The organism is Cysteiniphilum sp. GTC20157, assembly GCF_055396795.1.
This window is the reverse complement of the sequence record NZ_AP044698.1, coordinates 354956-373387: the sequence shown is the minus strand read 5'-3', so window position 1 is coordinate 373387 and position 18432 is coordinate 354956. Positions and strand designations below refer to the sequence as shown.

The window sequence follows — 18432 nt, the reverse complement described above, 5'->3', positions numbered from 1 at the left end:
AACAACAGCCATTACTTGCCACTTCCTAATAAATAATCTATCGATAAAGAAACAATCAGGTCAAGTCAATTTAAAGCATTTTTTGAAAATAAAAAAAACAAAATTTGTCTGATTCATTAAAATCGTCATGCAATCATGCATAGAATTCATATAAATCAAGAGATGAATGTTATTTTTTCAAAAAAGCCTATTAAATCATTCAAAAAATAAATTTGCATTTTTTGCTTCTAGCTATTGACTAATCATAAATCAAGAGGTTACATTGATTTAGCCAAATAGCTAACCAGAAAATTGAATTTCTAGTGAAAATCCGAGTGCTGATAGGAAATGTTCTCAGCATATAATCAACCATAAATGAATTAAAAAGGAACGGATAACATGGCTGTAAATAAGAAGCTTCCAAAATCAAGATTGATGATTCAATACGACACTCGCGTGAAAGGCGAGGCAAAGAAAAAAGAACTTCCTTATCGCGTTCTCGTGATGGGCGATTTATCCAAAGGCAAATCAAAAGATGCCAAACTGCCATTTGAAGATCGTGATGTCCGCGTGATTAAAAATGGACTTGATGCCACACTTAAGGATATGGAAATCACTGCAAATATGCGTGTTCCCAATAGCATCAATCCTGCGAAATCACCAATGATTGATATCAATTATAAATTCACATCAATGGCAGATTTTCAGCCTGATCGCATTGCCAAAAAAGTGCCTGAACTCAATGCACTTCTTCAATTAAAAGAAATGCTTTCTTCCTTTGAAAAAGACATTGATAACAATCGCACTTTGAAAAAAACCATTGACGGTATTTTTTCAGATAAGCAAACGCTTGAATCCTTGAAAAAAGAGATTCCCAACTTAGATCACTATAATCTTGCCAAAACTGATGATGGCACGATTGAAGGTGAAGTTGTCTCTGGCGAAGAAAACTCACAGCAAAACGGTTAAGGAGAACATGAAATGTCTGAAACAAGCACTGTAGAACAAAACGCCTTGACAAGCATTTTCTCAATGTTCGGTGGCTCACAAGAAGAGCAAAGCACCAGTATTGAAAAGATCAATGCCAATATTAAAGAAGACATCAATGCCGTTGCCAATATTGCGGATGACTATTACTCACGAAATATTGCCGCACTCGCACTGGTCTTGGCAAATAACGATGACATTGTCAATTACAATAAAATTTATGTTCAGCGTGCGATTGAGCGCATCAACCAAATTATCGAAGAGCAAGTGAATAGCATCTTATTGCACCCTGAGTTTCGCTATATTGAGAATCAATGGTTACAACTTAAAGAGGTGATGCAGCATGATTATGATAACATCGATGTTGCAATACTTGATGTTACCAAAGAAGAGCTACAATACGACTTTGAACGCAATCTGTATGATATCTCAAGCAGTGAACTATTTAAGAAAGTCTATGTTTCTGAATATGACCAATATGGTGGCGAGCCATATGGTTTATTGATGGGGCTATATGATTTTAAAAACAGCATGGATGATATCACTTGGCTAACTGGGATGGGTATGGTTGCTGAGAGCGCACACGCACCCTTTATCTCTGCGATTAACCCGCAGTTTTTTGGTGTTGATGACATTGCTGAGCTCAAACAAATCAAAAGTTTTGAAACATTACTTGAGCACCCACGCTATCGAGACTGGAATGCCTTTCGCAAAACCGATCAGGCGGCTTACGTCGGTCTATGTTTGGGTGACTTTATCTTACGTCAACCTTATCATCCAGTAAATAGTCCTGTAGCTGATAGTCGCATGAATAACTTTGTTGAGCAAGTTAACAATTATGAATCGAATGATACTTATCTGTGGGGAAGCTCATCTTTGCTATTTGCCAAAAATGTGATGCGTTCTTTTGCTGAAAGCGGTTGGTTCCAGTATATTCGCGGCCCTGAGAATGGTGGTTATATCAAAGAATTGATTGCGCCAGTTTATAACATTCGTGGATTTGATGAGCAGCGTTCGGCTTTAAACATTTCACTGCCTGATTATATGGAGCTGTCATTAGCAAATATTGGTGTTATCCCTATTATTGAGGAAAAAGGCACAGCAAACGCCTGCTTCTTTAGCGTTAACTCAATCAAACGCGTTGAAGAATTTGTGGATGACTTTGATTCAATGAACTCGCAGTTGGTCGCTAACCTTTCCTACACTTTATGTATTTCACGCATTGCACATTATATTAAATGTGTTATCCGCGATAAAATCGGTAGTGTTACCAGTACTGAGATCATCCAAGAGCAATTATCAAAATGGCTTGGTCGCTATGTTACAACAGTTTTCCAACCAACTGCACTTGAGATGGCAAAATACCCATTTAGAGCTGCTGATATTCAGGTAACCCAGATTCCAGGCAAGGCAGGCTGGTATAAGTGCAATATCACGGTATTGCCGCATATTCAATTTGAAGGTATGGACACAACCTTAAAGATTGATACGCGTCTTGACCCAGGTCTTTTTGCCACAGCAGAAGCTGAAGGCGAAGGTGAATAATTCCATTATTAACTATCATTTATGACATACCCATCGCAAGCGATATTGCGGTGTCTAATTGCAAAGGAACTTGTGATGAGTATATCTTCATTTCCCAATCACTAACCCACTAATAAACAAGGAGTTTTAACATGGCAAGTATCGAACCTAAAGTAGCAAGATCCGTTGTCTTAGATGCCAAACCACTGAGCTTTAAGCTTGGCGAAGCTGACTTTGCAGGCAGTCACTCTAAACCACGTGTTTGGTTTGACTCATTAACGATCTTAGGGCAAGACATGGGCAAATTTCTATTTGCCATCGATGGCGGTCAAAACTTAAATGATGTGACAAGCCCAACGGCTGCTTGCAACCTAATCGAGTTTCATTTATCAGGTCCACAAATGAAAGCAAGTCTTGAAGTAACCATTGGTCTACCAATTAGTCCAAAAATGAAAACCACACTAGAAGGACTTATTTCTTCTGTTAAGAAATCGGAAGCAAAAGATACATCGATTAAATTTGGTAAAACCAATGCCTCTCAAGAGTACAAAAATGATGACAAATGGGATGTAATTACTGATCTTTCTGAGCTTGTTTTAGTCCCTGTTGAAAACGCAGCCTTTAATATCGATTTCCAACAATATGGCTTCCTAGGCGGCTCAACTGCCGCAGCTGATTACTATATTGTAACGATTACTGGGGTTATGGTTGACAAGGCGAATTTCTCCAAGGCAGCATTAGATGTTGTTCATGGTGAGAGTACTGAAAAAGGACAGTATGGCTTATTGAGTATTGATGAAGCGGCTTCTTCAGCTGGTTAATATACCGCCTAAAAACAATTAAAAAGGTAAAATATGGCAGCAAAAGTTCATTGGCAAGATGGTGCGTTATTAAGTGCTAAGTATTTCATCACACAAGATATGCTGGGACATCAATATGTCGCGCAAGCACTACAATTACCCTATCAAATGCAGTATGGCATACTTAGCTTAAAACTTGATAACAAGCTCCTTAGTGTGGGTGAGCTTAAGATTGATGAGCTTGCACTATACACGCAAGCCCGTTTATTCTTTGAACTTTCGTCACAACATAATGCCTTGCATCTTTCGCTAACGGATCATGATGATACCAAAGCATCTATTTTTGTGAATGTTACACATCAAACGCATATTGCTGATATTCCGACTTTACGCCCTTGTTTTCACTTGTCATTTGCAAGTGATCCAAGTGCTGTGCATAGTATCAAAATTTGCGAGCTGCACCTTAGCAGTGACGGTTGGCAAATTTCTGAGTTCACACCGCCACTTTTAAGCTGCAATAGCACAACTTTCCTGCCGACTTTACATCGGTTAGAGAAGATTCTTATTTCTCTTAAACACCTTATCCACCATTATCAGCACAAATCCCATTTATATCCATTATTAAGCTTAATGCTGTTTAAACTTGAGGATAAACTACAATCAATTACGCAACGCGCCATCCATTACCACCCCTTTGAGTTATATACCCTCTTAAAAGAGCTTTGTTTTTTACTACCTGATGAGCATCAAGTCTTCGAGAAAAACATATTACAGATGCCTTTTGAGTTTTACGCGCCGCATAAATGCTTTCTAAGTTTATTTAACACACTTGAGGCATTCTTAAACAAACCTATAAAGCAGCAGTTTATTGAGTTACAACTTGAGGGTGAATATTTCACAGCCTCACACTTAGCGAGTGATTTCCTTGCAGCGAAGCAATTCTTTTTGGTTGTTAAGAAGCCCAGTGTTGAGAGTGTTGATCTTAACCCCAAGTTCATTAAACTCTCAGCAATTTCACGCAATAAGCATATCAATCAAATGTCACTATCAGGTGTGCAACTAGAATACATGCCAGATAGTGGAATACATCAGTTAAATAATCCATTGCTATATAAAACCTATCGCCTAGCACCAGGACAAGAGTGGGATTATATTCTAAGCGAGAAAAACCTCATTTTCCAAGCCAATACTAAAAATGAGGCGTATCAGTTTTTTATTTACTACCGTTAATGTTCGATTATGATTAAGGCATTTATTGATCGCTACCATAAACTCAAACGCTTAGTTAATATTGCCGAGTTACTTGAGTTAATCCACTATTATAATATTAGCGCGCAACATGTCTGCTTTGTGGCAAATTTCTCAATCACCCCGAGCAATCATCTAATTGAAGATGTTTATGTCAGTGATCATGATATTTTTGTGATAATTAACCTCTCTAAACTCACTATTTTTGCGGGTCTTCAACATTACTACAGTCTTGCGGATAAAAATGATCAAATGCAGATTATTAATACGCTTAATCGTGGAACCTCCTTTCTACTACACCAATACTTTTATGGCTTATATCCAGAATTTAATCAGGTCTATGATAGTAGCTATCAAAACGGTCAAGTGCTTTATTACGAACATGATACCAACAGCTTATCAGTTGCTACACTTGTCACCAGCTTACAATATGAATTATCAGAGTATTGTGTAAGCTTCAGTGTGCAATCTGATCAATTTTTGCAAGCACTGAAATCCTACCATATCAACCAAAATAGTTACTTAAATGCCTGCTATTTACAAGGACTTAAAAGCACAACCAAAGCATTTCTTAAGATGGTCATTAGCGTCCCACGATTTAATCGGCATATTATCGAAAGTATTCAAAAAATAATTAGCAACAATCCTTATTTCCAAAAAATGCAACATCTCGTCACGATTGATTTAACGATTAAGCTCAATGAAGTCGATCATAAATCGTTTTTGCCTATTACTTGCGGCAAAGACACGCTTAACTCAATTTTCCGCACACAGCTCTGAAATCAACATAAACAAAAAAGGCCGCTTACGCGACCTTTTAAATAATGGCGTCCCCAAGGGGATTCGAACCCCTGTTACCGCCGTGAAAGGGCGGTGTCCTAGGCCTCTAGACGATGGGGACACTAGGAAACTTTCACTGATTTTCAGCGTACTGCCGAAAACTTCAGCGCATTCTAGTGAGCTTTATGGTTACTGTCAAGCACTATAGAAAAATATTTTATTAATTTTCAAACACAACCATAGTTTTACTGAAATCACGCATCCCCTTGTACATATGAAAAAGTAAAATCCCCTCATTTATGGGCTACCCATAATTGGGTCATTATACTCATTGAGGTAATCCGCCAATTTGGAACACAGTTTAGCATTTTTTGAGACTTTTTTAAGTCTCTAACTGTGCGGTCTAAAATATGTGTCATTTAGCACTTGTTGCTTTGGCTGTCGGTATTATCGTATTGATCTTGTCACCGTTATTAAAACGTATTTATAAGATATAATAGCTTCACCTTTATCAACATTTCTCTAGAAACCTTACACATTCATGCTCGCAATGACACCCTATGACTTGTCATCCTGAGCCAGGATGGCGTGAGGATCCAGTAGCGAAGCTGCCATGGATGGTTAGTGCCCCTCCTAAAGGTAGTGTCATTAGTTTGTGATGGGTATCAGCATCAATCGGATAGTTCAATATGTACGAAAATACTAATGGAATAATACGCTGTATAAAAACTTGGAAATTTTTGAGATGCCTGACGATGTCTTACTTTCACATGGCGAATGCCACACTATCATCAGCGCTAAGCTGTTTCACTTCTGAGTTCGGAATGGAATCAGGTGGTACCAACTTGCTATTATCGTCAGACGAAGGGTATTTTATATATTTTAAGCTAAATGTCTAGTAGTTTTTTTGATTAAGCGCGTTTTGCTTTGTAAATCGCCGTATATTTCTTAGTGATATACCACTGTTGCGCAATACTGATCACGTTGTTTGTCAACCAGTACAATACCAAGCCTGATGGGAATGATGCAAAGAATACTGTGAAAATCACCGGCATCAACATCATGATTTTTGCTTGCGTTGGATCGGCTGACGTCGGGCTGATTTTCTGCTGCACAAACATCGAGATACCCATCAAAATTGGCAAGATAAAATACGGATCTTTGGATGCCAAGTCATGAATCCAAAAGATAAATGGCGCCTGACGCAATTGCACACTTTCCAACAACACCCAGTAAAGCGCGATAAATACAGGAATCTGAATCAAGATCGGTAAACAACCGCTGGCTGGATTCACTTTTTCTTCTTTGTACATCTCCATCATCTTGCGCCCAAGCTTCTGGCGGTCACCCTTGTAAAGCTCTTGCAGTTTCTTCATACGCGGTTGCAACATACGCATTTTTGCCATTGACTTATAGCTTTTGGCAGACAATGGGTAAAACAATAATTTAATCAACACAGTGACTAATATAATGGATAGTCCCCAGTTGGCAACAACACCATGAATAATCGTCATCAACCAAAAGATAATCACTGAGATAAATGACAACATGCCATAATCAACCAGCTTATCCAAACCCTCTGGTTTATTAGCACCAAAGTCTTTAACAATCGCTTCAAGATTCTTGGTAATCGTAGGACCTGTATAAAGGATATTGGTATTCTCAACGCTTTGATCAGCATTTAACACAACAGGCTGTGTTTTAACCCCTGATTGATAGGTATTATCGGCAAGCTTATTGGCATAAACGCTAAAACTTGTGCCTGGGTTGTTTGGCACCCAAAGACTAACAAAATAATGCTGAATCATCGCCGCCCAACCTTTATTGGTTGAAACGTCTACTTTTTCATTGGACTTAGCCAAATCGGCAAATGATTCTTTCTGGAAGGTGCGCTGCGATGAGGACAAACCAACACCTTGGAAAGAATAAGAATGCGCATCCAAAATGCTAAAGCTATGACTCTCAGGTTTCACTTGACGTGTAATTTCATTATCAAAACTAACACTTAATGGCACCTTAGTGGTGTTTTTAACACTTTGCTTAAGTGTGATTTCATAAGTGGTATCGTTAATAATATACTGACGTGTAACATCTAAGCCTTGAACGCTTGCCTTCAAAGTCACGATCGTTTGATCATCTTTCTTAGCTGTATGCGCTTGACCAAAAACAATACTTTGCGGTTGACCGTTAATGTAAATAACACTTTGGGCAATGTATTTGCTACCTGTGGTATTATTTAACATCGGCATCGGATTTTTATCCGTTAAGCTCACGTTATAATCTTTCAATGCAGCATTAATAATCGCACCATTTAATGGACTAATTTGCAGATTACTAAACACCGCTGTATTTAATGTAATAGGCTTTAGGTCTGTTTTATTAAAGTTCTGCTTAGTAACATCCGTCGTGTCACTTTGATCAGCCGCGTCACTCGCACTAACATCTTTGTTATCTTTTTGCACTGCTGTTGTTTGTGCTGGCGTATCAACTTTCGCTGGTTGCTTAGGCGCATACATCTCCTCCCAACGCGCCATCAACGACATAAAAATCACGACAATAAGCGCGATCAAGAATATTCTCACGTAGTTTGACTTCATTATACTTAACCTTTTTACCCTTTTTTAACCTTTTCTTTCGTTGGCACTGGATCGTAACCGCCTTTGCAAGCTGGGTGGCATTTTAGCAGTCTTTTTGTCATTAGCCAAAGCCCAAACACTAAACCATGCAATTTAATTGCTTCTAGTGCATATTGTGAACAAGTCGGATAGAAACGACAACGAGGTCCAAGGTATGGACTAATCGCTATTTGATAAAAACGGATGAGAACAATAAAAGGAAACGCAATAATTAAGCGTATTTTGCGAGAAATTCGTTGATAGAGTGCCACAACTCCTCCTTTGTCGCGCGCGCGGCATTGTGATTTGTAACGACGATCAACATCGTCTGATCAAACAACACTTTATGCTGGCGAAACATCTCTTTATTTAAGCGGCGACACAGATTGCGTTGCACGGCTCTTTTAACTTTTTTTTTGCCCGTGATAACACCGACACCTGAGTGCAGATCTTCACCTTTAGCAATCAAATAAGAAAAATGTTTGGTATGAACTTTTTGACAGATACGCGAAAACCCAAGTGAAAAACCCTTGGCATCTAAGATAAATTCTTTGGCTAAGCTATTAAGCGGCAAGCTTATGTCTGCCCTTAGCACGTCTGTTGCGAATCACTTTCTGACCGCTTAGCGTCTTCATGCGTGCGCGGAAACCGTGCGTTCTTTTTCTTTTTAAATTACTTGGTTGAAACGTTCTTTTCATCGTATTATCCTCAGTTTTTATTTGTATTTATAAAATTTACTGCAAATCTGCCAAATTTATGCAAGGCGCCGATTCTACGCCAAAAATAAATTTCGGTCAATTAAAATGCCTCGGCAATTTCAACCGCGCATTCTAGCGCAAAATATAAGCGCTGTCGATAACTATCCTTTGGTTATTTATGTGCGCGGCAGCGTCACACCTCTCTGCCCTTGGTATTTGCCCCCACGGTCTTTATAAGACGTCTCACATACTTCATCAGATTGATAAAATAGCATCTGTGCGATCCCTTCATTGGCATAAATCTTAGCAGGCAATGGTGTGGTGTTTGAAAACTCAAGTGTCACATGACCTTCCCATTCAGGCTCTAAAGGTGTGACATTGACAATAATACCACAACGCGCGTAGGTTGATTTACCTAGACATACAACTAATGTATCACGCGGAATTTTAAAGTACTCAACCGTGCGTGCTAAAGCAAAGGAATTCGGTGGGATAATACAAACATCACCGACAAAATCAATAAAATTATTATGATCAAAGTCTTTCGGATCAACAATTGTTGAGTTGATATTGGTAAAGATCTTAAATTCATTAGCACATCTGACATCATAGCCATAGCTTGATGTGCCAAATGATACGATCTTGCCTTCTTCATTATGACGCACTTGTCCAGTTTCAAATGGCGCAATCATTTCCTGCTCCATCGCCATTTTTTTAATCCACTTATCTGATTTAATGGACACTTTTTACTCCTTACTTATTTTCATTATTTTTATTATTTGTATCGTTTTTACTATTGCCACTAAACTCAACTTTAACGCCCGGCATATTGATCATCATTGCTTTTGGCAATGTGGCAATGTTAGCGGCAAGCTTTAACGCAATCCGGTCATAAATTCCGGCAATTGGATTATCTTTTATCGCCGTTGGCTTGCCCTTATCAGCATCTTCTCTAATGGACATATCCAATGGCAAGGCACCTAAAAATGGCAAATCAAACTGTGACGCTAACGACTCCGCACCATGCGCGCCAAAGATCGCTGACTCGGCACCGCAATTTTGGCAAATGTGTACACTCATATTCTCAACAATACCTGCCACATGAATATCAAGCTTGTTAAACATCGCAATCGCGCGTTTGGCGTCAATTAACGATAGATCTTGCGGTGTTGTTACTGTGACTGCTGCTGTTAATGGAATCTTCTTCGTCATCGTTAATTGAATATCACCTGTTCCAGGTGGCAAATCAATCAACAAATAATCAAGCTCGCCCCAGTTAGTATCATTTAGCAGTTGCATTAAAGCACCTGATACCATAGGACCGCGCCAAATAATTGCTGAATCTTGATCGATTAAATTACCCACTGAGATCATCTTAACGCCATGACGTAACAGTGGCTCGATTTTCTTTTTATCATTGGTTTTGGGATTATCAAAGCTACCCATAATGAGCGGTTGACTTGGTCCATAAATGTCCGCATCTAAGATGCCAACATTGGCACCCATTTTCTGCAATGAGATCGCTAGATTTGCTGTTGTCGTGGACTTACCCACTCCACCTTTACCTGAGGCAATCGCAATAATATTTTTAATACCTTTAATTGGCTTTAAACCAGGTTGTACTTTATGTGTATTGACATCGCATCGCACACTAAATTCAAAGGCTTGCGTGATATTTTGAGCATATAAATAATCACTTAATTGCGAAATGATATGATCAATTTGTGTCGCATTAAGATAAAAACCAAGGCGTAGTTGAATAGTGGCAACACCATCTTGTTCAATGACTTGCAAATCACGCAGAAAATCCTTGGCTGGAAGATCTAAAATTGTCTGACTATAAGCTTGTAAGCTTTGTTTTAACATAAGTATAAATTGATGACTCCAAAGATTTAAACAGTCTAACCTTAAGATGTTTTATAGTCTACATTCTTTCAGGCACTTCTATCCCAAGTAGTCCCAGAACAAAAACTAACTGTTTTAAGGTTAGCTGACATAAAGCGATTCTTGCCTCTTTCAATGCATGATTATCTTCATTGGCGATCGGTGATTCAGCATAGAATTTATTAAATTGCACGGCAACTTGATAAGCATATTCACACAAATGGTGTGGCTCACATTTGTCATACGTTTTTTGTAAGACTTGCGGCAATTCGGTTAATTTCAGCTGTAAATTACGCTCAGCATCATTACTTGCCTTAGCAATATCAGTACTGACATTTTCCAAATTGCGACCAAGCTTGCGCAAAATAGATTTAATACGTACCGCCGAATACAGCAAATATGGACCCGTTTTTCCCTCATATTGTGAGAACTTATCCAGATCAAAAATATAATCCGACGTATAAACATTTGCCAAATCAGCAAACTTCACCGTAGCCAATGCCACTTTCTCAATGATATCGGCCTTTTCAGCTTCAGTTAAGCCCTCTTGCTCTCGCAAACTGGCACGTGATTTCGCTTCATCGATTAAGGTACTTAAACGCATCACACCACCTGAGCGCGTTTTAAATGGTTTGCCATCTTTGCCATTTAGCGTACCAAAACCAATATGTACAAGCTCAGTTTCTGGGGCAATACTTGATTTTTTAGCCGCTGCAAATACTTGCTTAAAGTGCAGGCTTTGACGTTTATCAACCACATAAATAATTTTTTGCGCCTGATAATCTTGGACACGCTCTAAAATTGTTGCCAAATCGGTTGTGCCATACATAACCGCGCCATCGGACTTCACTAGAATCAATGGTGGCGTTTTATCATCTTCACTTTCAGCAACAGGAATAATAATCGCACCTTGACTGTTTTCGGCAACTTCTTGCTTTAAACAATCCTCAACCATTTGATCAATAATTGGCTGAACATCACTCTCACCTTTCCATAGATCAAAATAAATTCCAAGGTCGCCATAATCTTTTTTAAGCTCAGCAATAGACACATCAACAAAATGCTGCCACAGCGCGCGATAACCACGACGCCCTTTTTGTAGCTCAGCCGTTGCTAAACGTGCTTTTTCCATCTCATGAGCATCTTCTTTACAACGCCCTGAAGCTCGTGGATAAATTTCAGACAACTCATCCACGCTCACCGGCGACTCTTTAGGATACTCCCCAGTATACTGTTCATCAAAATACGGCAAACCAGGATGCATTTTGCGAATTTCTTCGATCAACATACCCATTTGTGTGCCCCAATCCCCTAAATGCACATCACTTAACACCTCATCACCATAAAAACGATAAACGCGTTGTAAACAATCACCAATTAACGGTGAGCGAATATGCCCAACATGCAAAGGTTTAGCGACATTAGGACCACCAAAATCCATCATCACTTTTAATGGGTGAGTGGTTTTAGGGCAACCTAGACGTGGATCCTTAAGCATGCTGTTTGACCAGCTCGCCAAGAAATCATCACTTAAAGTGATATTAATAAACCCAGGCATCACCGCATTAACATCACTAAACACCTTATCATTCTGCACTTGTGTCACAATATCATCAGCAATTTGAATTGGTGCTTTTTTAAGAATTTTAGCCAAAGGCATCGCGCCATTGCATTGAAACTGCCCAAGTTCAGGACGCGCTGATAATTGCACTTTAGCAAAACGGTTATCAAAACCTAAAACATCAAAGGCTTGTATGAATAAATCAGTTAAGTAATTCTCTAAAATAGCAGTGTGATTCGCCGTGGCTGTCATTATCTAAAACTCATTATGATAATTTTGAAAGCCTGATTATATACCGATAACCAGATGTTTTACAGATTTTCTTGTATGTCATTTGCTTATCAAATTGAGTCAAATTAAAAATCTCCAATATCACACTGCAGACACGTAATTCCGTTTTCTCGCCACATATCAACCACTTGCTGGCGATCATCCACAGCAAATAAAATATCTTTACCCTCTTGACGTAGTAAGTCTAAGATTTCTTTTTTAATAATTGCATCTTTACGATTATCTTTTATCTGGCGCATAACTAAGCGCTTAAAAGGAATTTCATGCCATATCAACCACTGCTCAGTAATTTTGCGATATTGCTCAGAGCGACCTGAAACAATAATAATTTCATATTGCCCAGACTGCCACAGTGTTTTGTACAGTGACACAATTGGCAAGTTTGGCTTATCTTCACCAATATGCGCATTAAACTGTGCCCAATTCTTTTTTTCATACATTACATAATGTCTGCGATGAGCAATATCAGCTAAGGTGCCATCAAGGTCAAAGAGGATTGTTTTCATTGCTTTTTGCTTAAACCATCTAAAATAGTCTGTAAGTTTTCTAACTGCTGTCTACTCTCACATCTAATGTGTTTACATAGCTCTTCACTATGCTTTTCTTTAAGGTCTTCTGTCCGTTTATGGGCATAGTCATTTCGTAATGCATTTAAGCAATTGAATTTTTCACCAACACTTGGATTATTATAGAAACTTGAAAGCTTCTTACCGTTTTCTTTGTAGGCATCGGTATATTTTAAAGTATATCTTAGTATTTCAGCTCTTGCATGAGTGTCTAATTTTTCAAGAACTTCAGCCAAATAATAATCCCAGCACGCTGCATTATCTTCATTCTTGATTTCAAGTTTTTCAGCAGTATCTATCATCCATGTTTTCTTCTTAGTAAGCTTACTCTCCAGTTCTTTAATAACTTTTATTTGCTCTTTACAGTTAATTTCTCCCCATATTTTTTGAGTAATCTCTGTAATGCAAATATCTATTTCACTTACTTTAGAAACTAATAACCCCCTTACTTGTTGAGGCTGTGACTCTTTCTTAAGCAATGAGGATAAAATATGATGTGTCTTGTCAAACAAGTGCTCCCTATCACAGAAATAAACGCCATCTACCCACTCATGTAAAGTGCTTCCTTTATTTAGCTCAGTAATTTTATCTGATAGCTCTAAAACACTGCTACTACTATAGAAAACAATAGGCAAATGATAATAGGACAACGTTCTTCTAATATAACGAATAACATCTGCACCCGTTACTTGCTTCTTCTTATCTTCATCATCTACTGGGTTTAAAATATTAAGATCAACAAATACCATATCCAAGTTAATATCACTAATAATGCTCAAGAAACCTTCATCTTTTAAAGGGTTACGATCAGGAGAAACTGTAAAAGCTCTAGAATTTAGTGATATACCATAGTTATCTAAAAACGCATCTATTCTTTTTATATCACCACGCACCATATTAGGATTGTCATCCACCCACAAAATTTTATATTCCATTTTCATACTATTAAAATTCCAAATTTATTACTGCGCCTTTTCCTTCATTATTTCCAATACTTAGTTTAGCTTTAAGTCTATCTGCTATTTTTTTAACATGGTATAAGCCAAGACCTGCGCCATAGGTTGTTGAAAAGCCTTTCTGAATATATTCTCCCTCTGAGAATTTACTAAAATCAAAACCTGAGCCATTATCAGCAAATGAAATCATATTATCCTGACATGTAATATTCATTTTACTTGCCCCAGCTTTACGTGCATTATCAAGAAGGTTAACTATTAGCATACATAACTCAACAGGTCGGAAAGATAACACCTTTAGACTATTTCCAATATTCATAAATGACAGCTGCACACCCCATTTCCTATCTTGAGAGGCAATTTTACTAACATAGTCTTCAACAAAACCAAAAATATCGGTTTTGATTGTTGAGACTTTTAAATCAAAACCAGCTTTTTCTGCAATATTTGCTGACTCTTTAATTGTCGACATATCAAAGGCGACATCTTCCAATACTTGCACCAAGTCTTCTTTAGTTACTTTCTCAGGTGTCTTATAGTACATGGATAATGTTGCTTTCACATCCTTTTCAACACCACCTGACACTTGTTTCATAACATGAGTAATTAAAGCCTCCAAAGTTTTTTCTGGTGAAGCTAGTCCTTCTAAAAAATTGCTACGCTTTTTCTCAACATCTAACTTTTCTGCAACCTTTTTTGTTTCTTCTTCAGCAAGCGATCTTTTTTCAAACTCATATTCCCATTCTTGCTCCGCTAGCTCTTTTTGCTCTTGCTGTTTTTGTATCGTCTTCTTAATCGCTCCTTTATCAACACTACTCCAATCTAGTGGGTCCTTTTTTTCAACAATATCAAGTGTTTTTAATACCTGCTGTTGTATTTTTTCTTCCTTTTTTTTTGATATTCTCTGCACTAGGTTCGCATTTATATCAAATTCTTGAACGTCCCAATCAGGCGTTAGAATACGCTCACAAGCTTCTCTTAACTTTTCAGCACTAACTGGTTCCAGCTCATACCTATCAGGATCATTAACCACGTTGATCAAAGAAAACTTATCGTTCTGCGGGTACAGTTTATCAATAACTTTCCCCCAATTAAGTCCTTTAACCACAAAGTTTTCCAATTGCCGTACAATTACAGGAATAAAGCCATAACCTTCTTTCCCATTCTTTAAACTAACCCTAGCTTCTTGCTCATAAGCAATCAAATCCCAAAATGCATCATTCTTAACCAGCCCTTCTCTATTGGTCATGGTAACAAATTGCTCTTCGTTGTCTTCAATACGGATTTGCCCTATAACATCCCTTGTTCCTAATCGTCTGCCGTAACCTTGAGATTTCCAATAGTCTAGCCCCAACCAATCATTCCTTGGGTTTCCGTATGGAGAAATACGAAAGTCATTGTGGAACAAGAAAATAGAGCCATAATCTCCAGCAATGACGCCATATTTTCTTTTAAAAAAACCTTTACTTACCGTATCAAGGAAATGGATTTCAACTTCCACACCCTTTAAATATTTATAAGGGTTTTTAAGGGTATACCAGTAAATCTTTTCTTTCTGATAATAAAGTGTTGTAACAATATTATCGCCCGTCTCATCAATTATAGAGTGAATATAGGTTGTTTTAAACGAAAGTGTGTCTAGGATATTGTTATTAATTTTTCCATTTAATTTTTTCCACCAGTCAGACTTGTCATTTTTCTTTTCACCATCCGTTATTTTATAATGGGTGTTTGTATAAAGATAAACATCAAAATCATTATTGAGTGATGGAGAAAATTTTTCTAGCTCGGCAATGAGTGTTTTTAATTTTTTCTTATCCCATTGGCTACGCAAATGCGTAATTTTCAGAATCGTTCCTTGAGTAAAAGGCACTTCATAAAGTGGCTTTATCTCTTTTTTAAATTGTGCTTCTGATAATACTTCACATTGCAGATCAATCGATGATATCTCATCATCTTTATCTTTATCCTCAAACCATATCCAATCAATAAACAACTTAAGGTAATCGCCCTTTGGTGACTTTGTGTAAAGTGTAAGTTGACTGCCTAATCGGTCACAGCTAAAACGCCCCACACCTTTATTACCAGCATACGCCGTTTTAGCATTTAGTCGCTTGCCTTTCTTTTCTGAGTAAGCAATATTTAGCCATTTATCCTTGATATCATCAATTGTCATTCCTATGCCATCATCGGCAATCACCATAGAAGACTCAGCAGAGGATTCAGTTTCATTAAAAAAATGGATAGCTGCCTTGGTACTTTGAGCATCTTTTGAATTTTTAACTAACTCAATAATCGCGACATTATCATCATAGATTAACCCGCGCCCAACAATATCTTTTATACCAGCATTTGCTTTAAAATTAAGCTTACTGCTTTTTGTCATCTACTCACCCTACTTCTTTAATTAGCTTGCCCAAGGCCTCTGCCATTAATGGAGGAACAGCATTACCTACTTGTGTATAACGAGGGCATTCCTCCTTCCTTCTTGCGCCACCTGTTGTATATTTCCCTTGAAACTCAAACCAATCAGGGAAGGATTGAATACGTGCATTTTCCCGAACCGTTAGAATTCGTGGCTCACTATAGTGTAACAAATCATCTGGTAAAGTGGTGATTGTTCTTGAGGGCATATTGGGATGCAAAGGTGTAAAGCATTGTTTTTTTGTGCCAAGTTCAGCCAGTTGTTTACTTGTTAAGCTTCTGCCTTTTGGGTAATAATTTAGAATCTGATTAAACCGCGTAATCGTTGCTTGATTATGCCGCGCTAGTCTTAAGCTGTTTGGTGAGTAGTCTGGACTACAATTCTCACGCATAATTTTCTGATAATTACTCAGCTTTTTGCGCTCATATTTTATCTGCTTAAAACCTTTACTATCAACACTATCCATGACATTCACTCCATGTTGGGTTTCCAGATCAGATATAGCTTGCTTGACCGTAACTTCTTTGCCACCTAATCCTTTATCTTCTTTATATTGAGCTAAGAAATCAGGCAATAAATCAAAAGGAGAACGGGTTATCTTTATGTCCTTTCTAAATGCAATCAAGATAAAACGAGCTCTTGGTTGGGGAACGCCAAAATCAGAGGCACTCACCATTTGATGAAAGACCTGATAACCAAGTGATTCAAGTTTCTTCTTAACGATCATAGCATATGGCTCTTCTGTATTTTGCTTTTTAAACGCAGTACTAAATCCTTTAACATTTTCTAATAAAAGATATTTGGGCTGTACGATGGACACAATTTCGATATATTCATCCGTAAGTTTGTTTCTAGGATCGTTAGAATCACGTTTCCCAGCAAATGAAAATCCCTGACAGGGAGGTCCTCCAGCAATCAAATCGACTTTGCCTTTTAGACAAGTCAACTGTGAGCCATATTCATCAAGGAGTGTTTTTGTTGTCATCTCTTTACAAGGTAGCCAACTTGGCCATTTAAATATTGAGGTTGCTTTATTATCAATGAGATTATGTCTGAGCGTTTTAAATGCATCTGCCGTTTTTTCAATGGCAAATACACCCTGAAAGCCCGCTTTTTGAAGCCCCAATGATAAACCACCACATCCGGCAAACAAGTCAATATAGCTTAACACTTTCACACTCTCTTAATATCAATATCAACATAGATTCGTTCTTAAGTTTACTACAAATTATTAACTATTGAGATGAATTTCTAAAATAGCAGTGTGATTCGCCGTGGCTGTCATTATCTAAAACTCATTATGATAATTTTGAAAGCCTGATTATATACCGATAACCATGTGTTTTACAGATTTTCTTGTACTGCTTTTTCAATTGTTGCCACAGGCAAAAACAACTGCAATGAATGCCCTGCCAGCTCTACAAAACCATAATTTTTATAAAAAGCCTTTGCTTCATCACTTTTAGCATCAACGATCACCGCAAATATCCCCATAATTTGTGTTGCTGTCACAATTTTAAGCAAAGCATCTTTTAGCAAATAAGCGCCAACATCTAATCCTCTATGTTGATCATTCACCGCCAAACGACAAATTCTTGCGGCACTCACAGGGTATCTTGGATGGTGGATATCCTCTGGTAATGCTTTTTGAATGATTTCTGCCGCAGTGATTGTATAGTAACCGATAATCTCATCACTATCCGTAGCATGTGCAACATATGTTTTGCTGTACATCTTCTTTTGATTTTGCAGTGCAAATTTCTGTATAAATATATCAAGCTCAGGAACGCCACAACTAAAAAAGCTACGCTTAAATGCTTTGCTCAGCGGACTAACCTTAAGCTCCATCATGATTTAAGTAAATCTTTTAATTTCTGATTTGGTTTAGGTGGGTTATCCAATAATGACAAGAACGCTTGTGCCGCTTTACTATCCACGCTAATTCTTTTTTCATTTTCAACAATTTTTCGTGCTTTAGGCAGGCAATTACTAATAATAAACGCCGATACTGCCATACCAGAAAGTGCAGCAGCTTTCTCTATCGTTTGCTTAATATCGTCCTTGGTATTTAACTCAATTCTTGCGTGCGCCATAACTTATATCCCACATTTTTCACTC

18 protein-coding genes, 1 tRNA gene and 1 rRNA gene are annotated in these 18432 nt (G+C 37.9%); 5 read left to right on the top strand and 15 right to left on the bottom strand.

The features are described 5' to 3' along the window. The first annotated feature begins 378 nt into the window (after positions 1 to 378). The 5 genes from tssB to iglJ all read left to right on the top strand — a co-directional run bounded on the left by tssB (position 379) and on the right by iglJ (position 5318). Positions 379 to 948 (top strand): type VI secretion system contractile sheath small subunit, encoded by a 570-nt coding sequence (gene tssB, locus ACZ5V8_RS01685; protein ID WP_464218093.1) that lies wholly within the window; start codon positions 379 to 381, stop codon positions 946 to 948. A 12-nt stretch (positions 949 to 960) separates the two neighbouring features. Beyond that, positions 961 to 2511: a type VI secretion system contractile sheath large subunit gene (gene tssC, locus ACZ5V8_RS01680; protein WP_440651614.1), complete on the top strand. Its 1551-nt coding sequence runs from the start codon at positions 961 to 963 to the stop codon at positions 2509 to 2511. Between the two features lie 131 nt (positions 2512 to 2642). Beyond that, a complete protein-coding gene (iglC, locus tag ACZ5V8_RS01675) occupies positions 2643 to 3311 on the top strand; it encodes a type VI secretion system tube protein IglC (RefSeq protein ID WP_464218092.1) in 669 nt (222 codons plus the stop codon). A 33-nt stretch (positions 3312 to 3344) separates the two neighbouring features. Further along, a complete protein-coding gene (gene tssK / locus ACZ5V8_RS01670) occupies positions 3345 to 4520 on the top strand; it encodes a type VI secretion system baseplate subunit TssK (protein WP_440651616.1) in 1176 nt (391 codons plus the stop codon). A 9-nt stretch (positions 4521 to 4529) separates the two neighbouring features. Continuing rightward, a complete protein-coding gene (gene iglJ, locus ACZ5V8_RS01665) occupies positions 4530 to 5318 on the top strand; it encodes a type VI secretion system baseplate protein IglJ (RefSeq protein WP_440616137.1) in 789 nt (262 codons plus the stop codon). A gap of 45 nt (positions 5319 to 5363) precedes the next feature. Here iglJ and ACZ5V8_RS01660 read toward each other — a convergent pair. From ACZ5V8_RS01660 to ACZ5V8_RS01590, 15 genes are all read right to left on the bottom strand, one after another. Then, positions 5364 to 5439 (bottom strand) — tRNA-Glu (locus ACZ5V8_RS01660). A 626-nt stretch (positions 5440 to 6065) separates the two neighbouring features. After that, positions 6066 to 6180: ribosomal RNA gene (gene rrf, locus ACZ5V8_RS01655) — 5S ribosomal RNA — on the bottom strand. Positions 6181 to 6229: 49 nt separating this feature from the next. Next, positions 6230 to 7915, bottom strand: a complete 1686-nt coding sequence (gene yidC, locus ACZ5V8_RS01650) for a membrane protein insertase YidC (RefSeq protein ID WP_464218091.1) — start codon at positions 7913 to 7915, stop codon at positions 6230 to 6232. 14 nt (positions 7916 to 7929) lie between these two features. Beyond that, entirely contained in the window at positions 7930 to 8205 is a 276-nt protein-coding gene (gene yidD / locus ACZ5V8_RS01645) for a membrane protein insertion efficiency factor YidD (protein WP_440992733.1), read from the bottom strand. Continuing rightward, complete coding sequence (gene rnpA / locus ACZ5V8_RS01640; RefSeq protein WP_464218090.1) at positions 8166 to 8507, bottom strand: ribonuclease P protein component; 342 nt, start codon at positions 8505 to 8507, stop codon at positions 8166 to 8168. Before rnpA ends, yidD begins: the two co-directional genes overlap by 40 nt. After that, positions 8497 to 8631 carry a 50S ribosomal protein L34 gene (rpmH, locus tag ACZ5V8_RS01635; protein WP_100550565.1) on the bottom strand — a complete coding sequence of 45 codons (135 nt, stop codon included), beginning with the start codon at positions 8629 to 8631 and terminating at the stop codon, positions 8497 to 8499. Before rpmH ends, rnpA begins: the two co-directional genes overlap by 11 nt. 176 nt (positions 8632 to 8807) lie before the next feature. Beyond that, positions 8808 to 9374 carry a dCTP deaminase gene (gene dcd / locus ACZ5V8_RS01630; RefSeq protein ID WP_464218089.1) on the bottom strand — a complete coding sequence of 189 codons (567 nt, stop codon included), beginning with the start codon at positions 9372 to 9374 and terminating at the stop codon, positions 8808 to 8810. A gap of 10 nt (positions 9375 to 9384) precedes the next feature. After that, on the bottom strand, positions 9385 to 10503 hold the full coding sequence (gene apbC, locus ACZ5V8_RS01625) for an iron-sulfur cluster carrier protein ApbC (protein ID WP_464218698.1): 1119 nt from the start codon (positions 10501 to 10503) through the stop codon (positions 9385 to 9387). Between the two features lie 52 nt (positions 10504 to 10555). Further along, on the bottom strand, positions 10556 to 12328 hold the full coding sequence (argS, locus tag ACZ5V8_RS01620; protein ID WP_464218088.1) for an arginine--tRNA ligase: 1773 nt from the start codon (positions 12326 to 12328) through the stop codon (positions 10556 to 10558). Between the two features lie 104 nt (positions 12329 to 12432). Next, on the bottom strand, positions 12433 to 12873 hold the full coding sequence (locus tag ACZ5V8_RS01615; protein WP_464218087.1) for a phosphatase domain-containing protein: 441 nt from the start codon (positions 12871 to 12873) through the stop codon (positions 12433 to 12435). Continuing rightward, positions 12870 to 13874 (bottom strand): hypothetical protein, encoded by a 1005-nt coding sequence (locus tag ACZ5V8_RS01610; protein ID WP_464218086.1) that lies wholly within the window; start codon positions 13872 to 13874, stop codon positions 12870 to 12872. The genes ACZ5V8_RS01615 and ACZ5V8_RS01610 overlap by 4 nt, the downstream gene beginning before the upstream one ends. A 4-nt stretch (positions 13875 to 13878) precedes the next feature. Beyond that, complete coding sequence (locus ACZ5V8_RS01605; RefSeq protein ID WP_464218085.1) at positions 13879 to 16275, bottom strand: sensor histidine kinase; 2397 nt, start codon at positions 16273 to 16275, stop codon at positions 13879 to 13881. Between the two features lie 4 nt (positions 16276 to 16279). Beyond that, the gene (locus tag ACZ5V8_RS01600; RefSeq protein WP_464218084.1) at positions 16280 to 17485 is read right to left on the bottom strand and encodes a DNA cytosine methyltransferase; all 1206 of its coding nucleotides are present in this window, start codon (positions 17483 to 17485) and stop codon (positions 16280 to 16282) included. A 173-nt stretch (positions 17486 to 17658) separates the two neighbouring features. Continuing rightward, positions 17659 to 18165 (bottom strand): GNAT family N-acetyltransferase, encoded by a 507-nt coding sequence (locus ACZ5V8_RS01595; protein ID WP_464218083.1) that lies wholly within the window; start codon positions 18163 to 18165, stop codon positions 17659 to 17661. Further along, the gene (locus tag ACZ5V8_RS01590; protein WP_464218082.1) at positions 18162 to 18407 is read right to left on the bottom strand and encodes a type II toxin-antitoxin system TacA family antitoxin; all 246 of its coding nucleotides are present in this window, start codon (positions 18405 to 18407) and stop codon (positions 18162 to 18164) included. The genes ACZ5V8_RS01595 and ACZ5V8_RS01590 overlap by 4 nt, the downstream gene beginning before the upstream one ends. Between the last annotated feature and the right edge of the window lie 25 nt (positions 18408 to 18432).

Bases quoted from the DNA above. Each gene is read 5' to 3' on its own strand.
- tssB (WP_464218093.1), top strand. From the start codon at position 379: ATGGCTGTAAATAAGAAGCTTCCAAAATCAAGATTGATGATTCAATAC.
- tssC (WP_440651614.1), top strand. From the start codon at position 961: ATGTCTGAAACAAGCACTGTAGAACAAAACGCCTTGACAAGCATTTTC.
- iglC (WP_464218092.1), top strand. From the start codon at position 2,643: ATGGCAAGTATCGAACCTAAAGTAGCAAGATCCGTTGTCTTAGATGCC.
- tssK (WP_440651616.1), top strand. From the start codon at position 3,345: ATGGCAGCAAAAGTTCATTGGCAAGATGGTGCGTTATTAAGTGCTAAG.
- iglJ (WP_440616137.1), top strand. From the start codon at position 4,530: ATGATTAAGGCATTTATTGATCGCTACCATAAACTCAAACGCTTAGTT.
- yidC (WP_464218091.1), bottom strand. From the start codon at position 7,915: ATGAAGTCAAACTACGTGAGAATATTCTTGATCGCGCTTATTGTCGTG.
- rpmH (WP_100550565.1), bottom strand. From the start codon at position 8,631: ATGAAAAGAACGTTTCAACCAAGTAATTTAAAAAGAAAAAGAACGCAC.
- argS (WP_464218088.1), bottom strand. From the start codon at position 12,328: ATGACAGCCACGGCGAATCACACTGCTATTTTAGAGAATTACTTAACT.
- ACZ5V8_RS01615 (WP_464218087.1), bottom strand. From the start codon at position 12,873: ATGAAAACAATCCTCTTTGACCTTGATGGCACCTTAGCTGATATTGCT.
- ACZ5V8_RS01610 (WP_464218086.1), bottom strand. From the start codon at position 13,874: ATGAAAATGGAATATAAAATTTTGTGGGTGGATGACAATCCTAATATG.
- ACZ5V8_RS01605 (WP_464218085.1), bottom strand. From the start codon at position 16,275: ATGACAAAAAGCAGTAAGCTTAATTTTAAAGCAAATGCTGGTATAAAA.
- ACZ5V8_RS01595 (WP_464218083.1), bottom strand. From the start codon at position 18,165: ATGATGGAGCTTAAGGTTAGTCCGCTGAGCAAAGCATTTAAGCGTAGC.
- ACZ5V8_RS01590 (WP_464218082.1), bottom strand. From the start codon at position 18,407: ATGGCGCACGCAAGAATTGAGTTAAATACCAAGGACGATATTAAGCAA.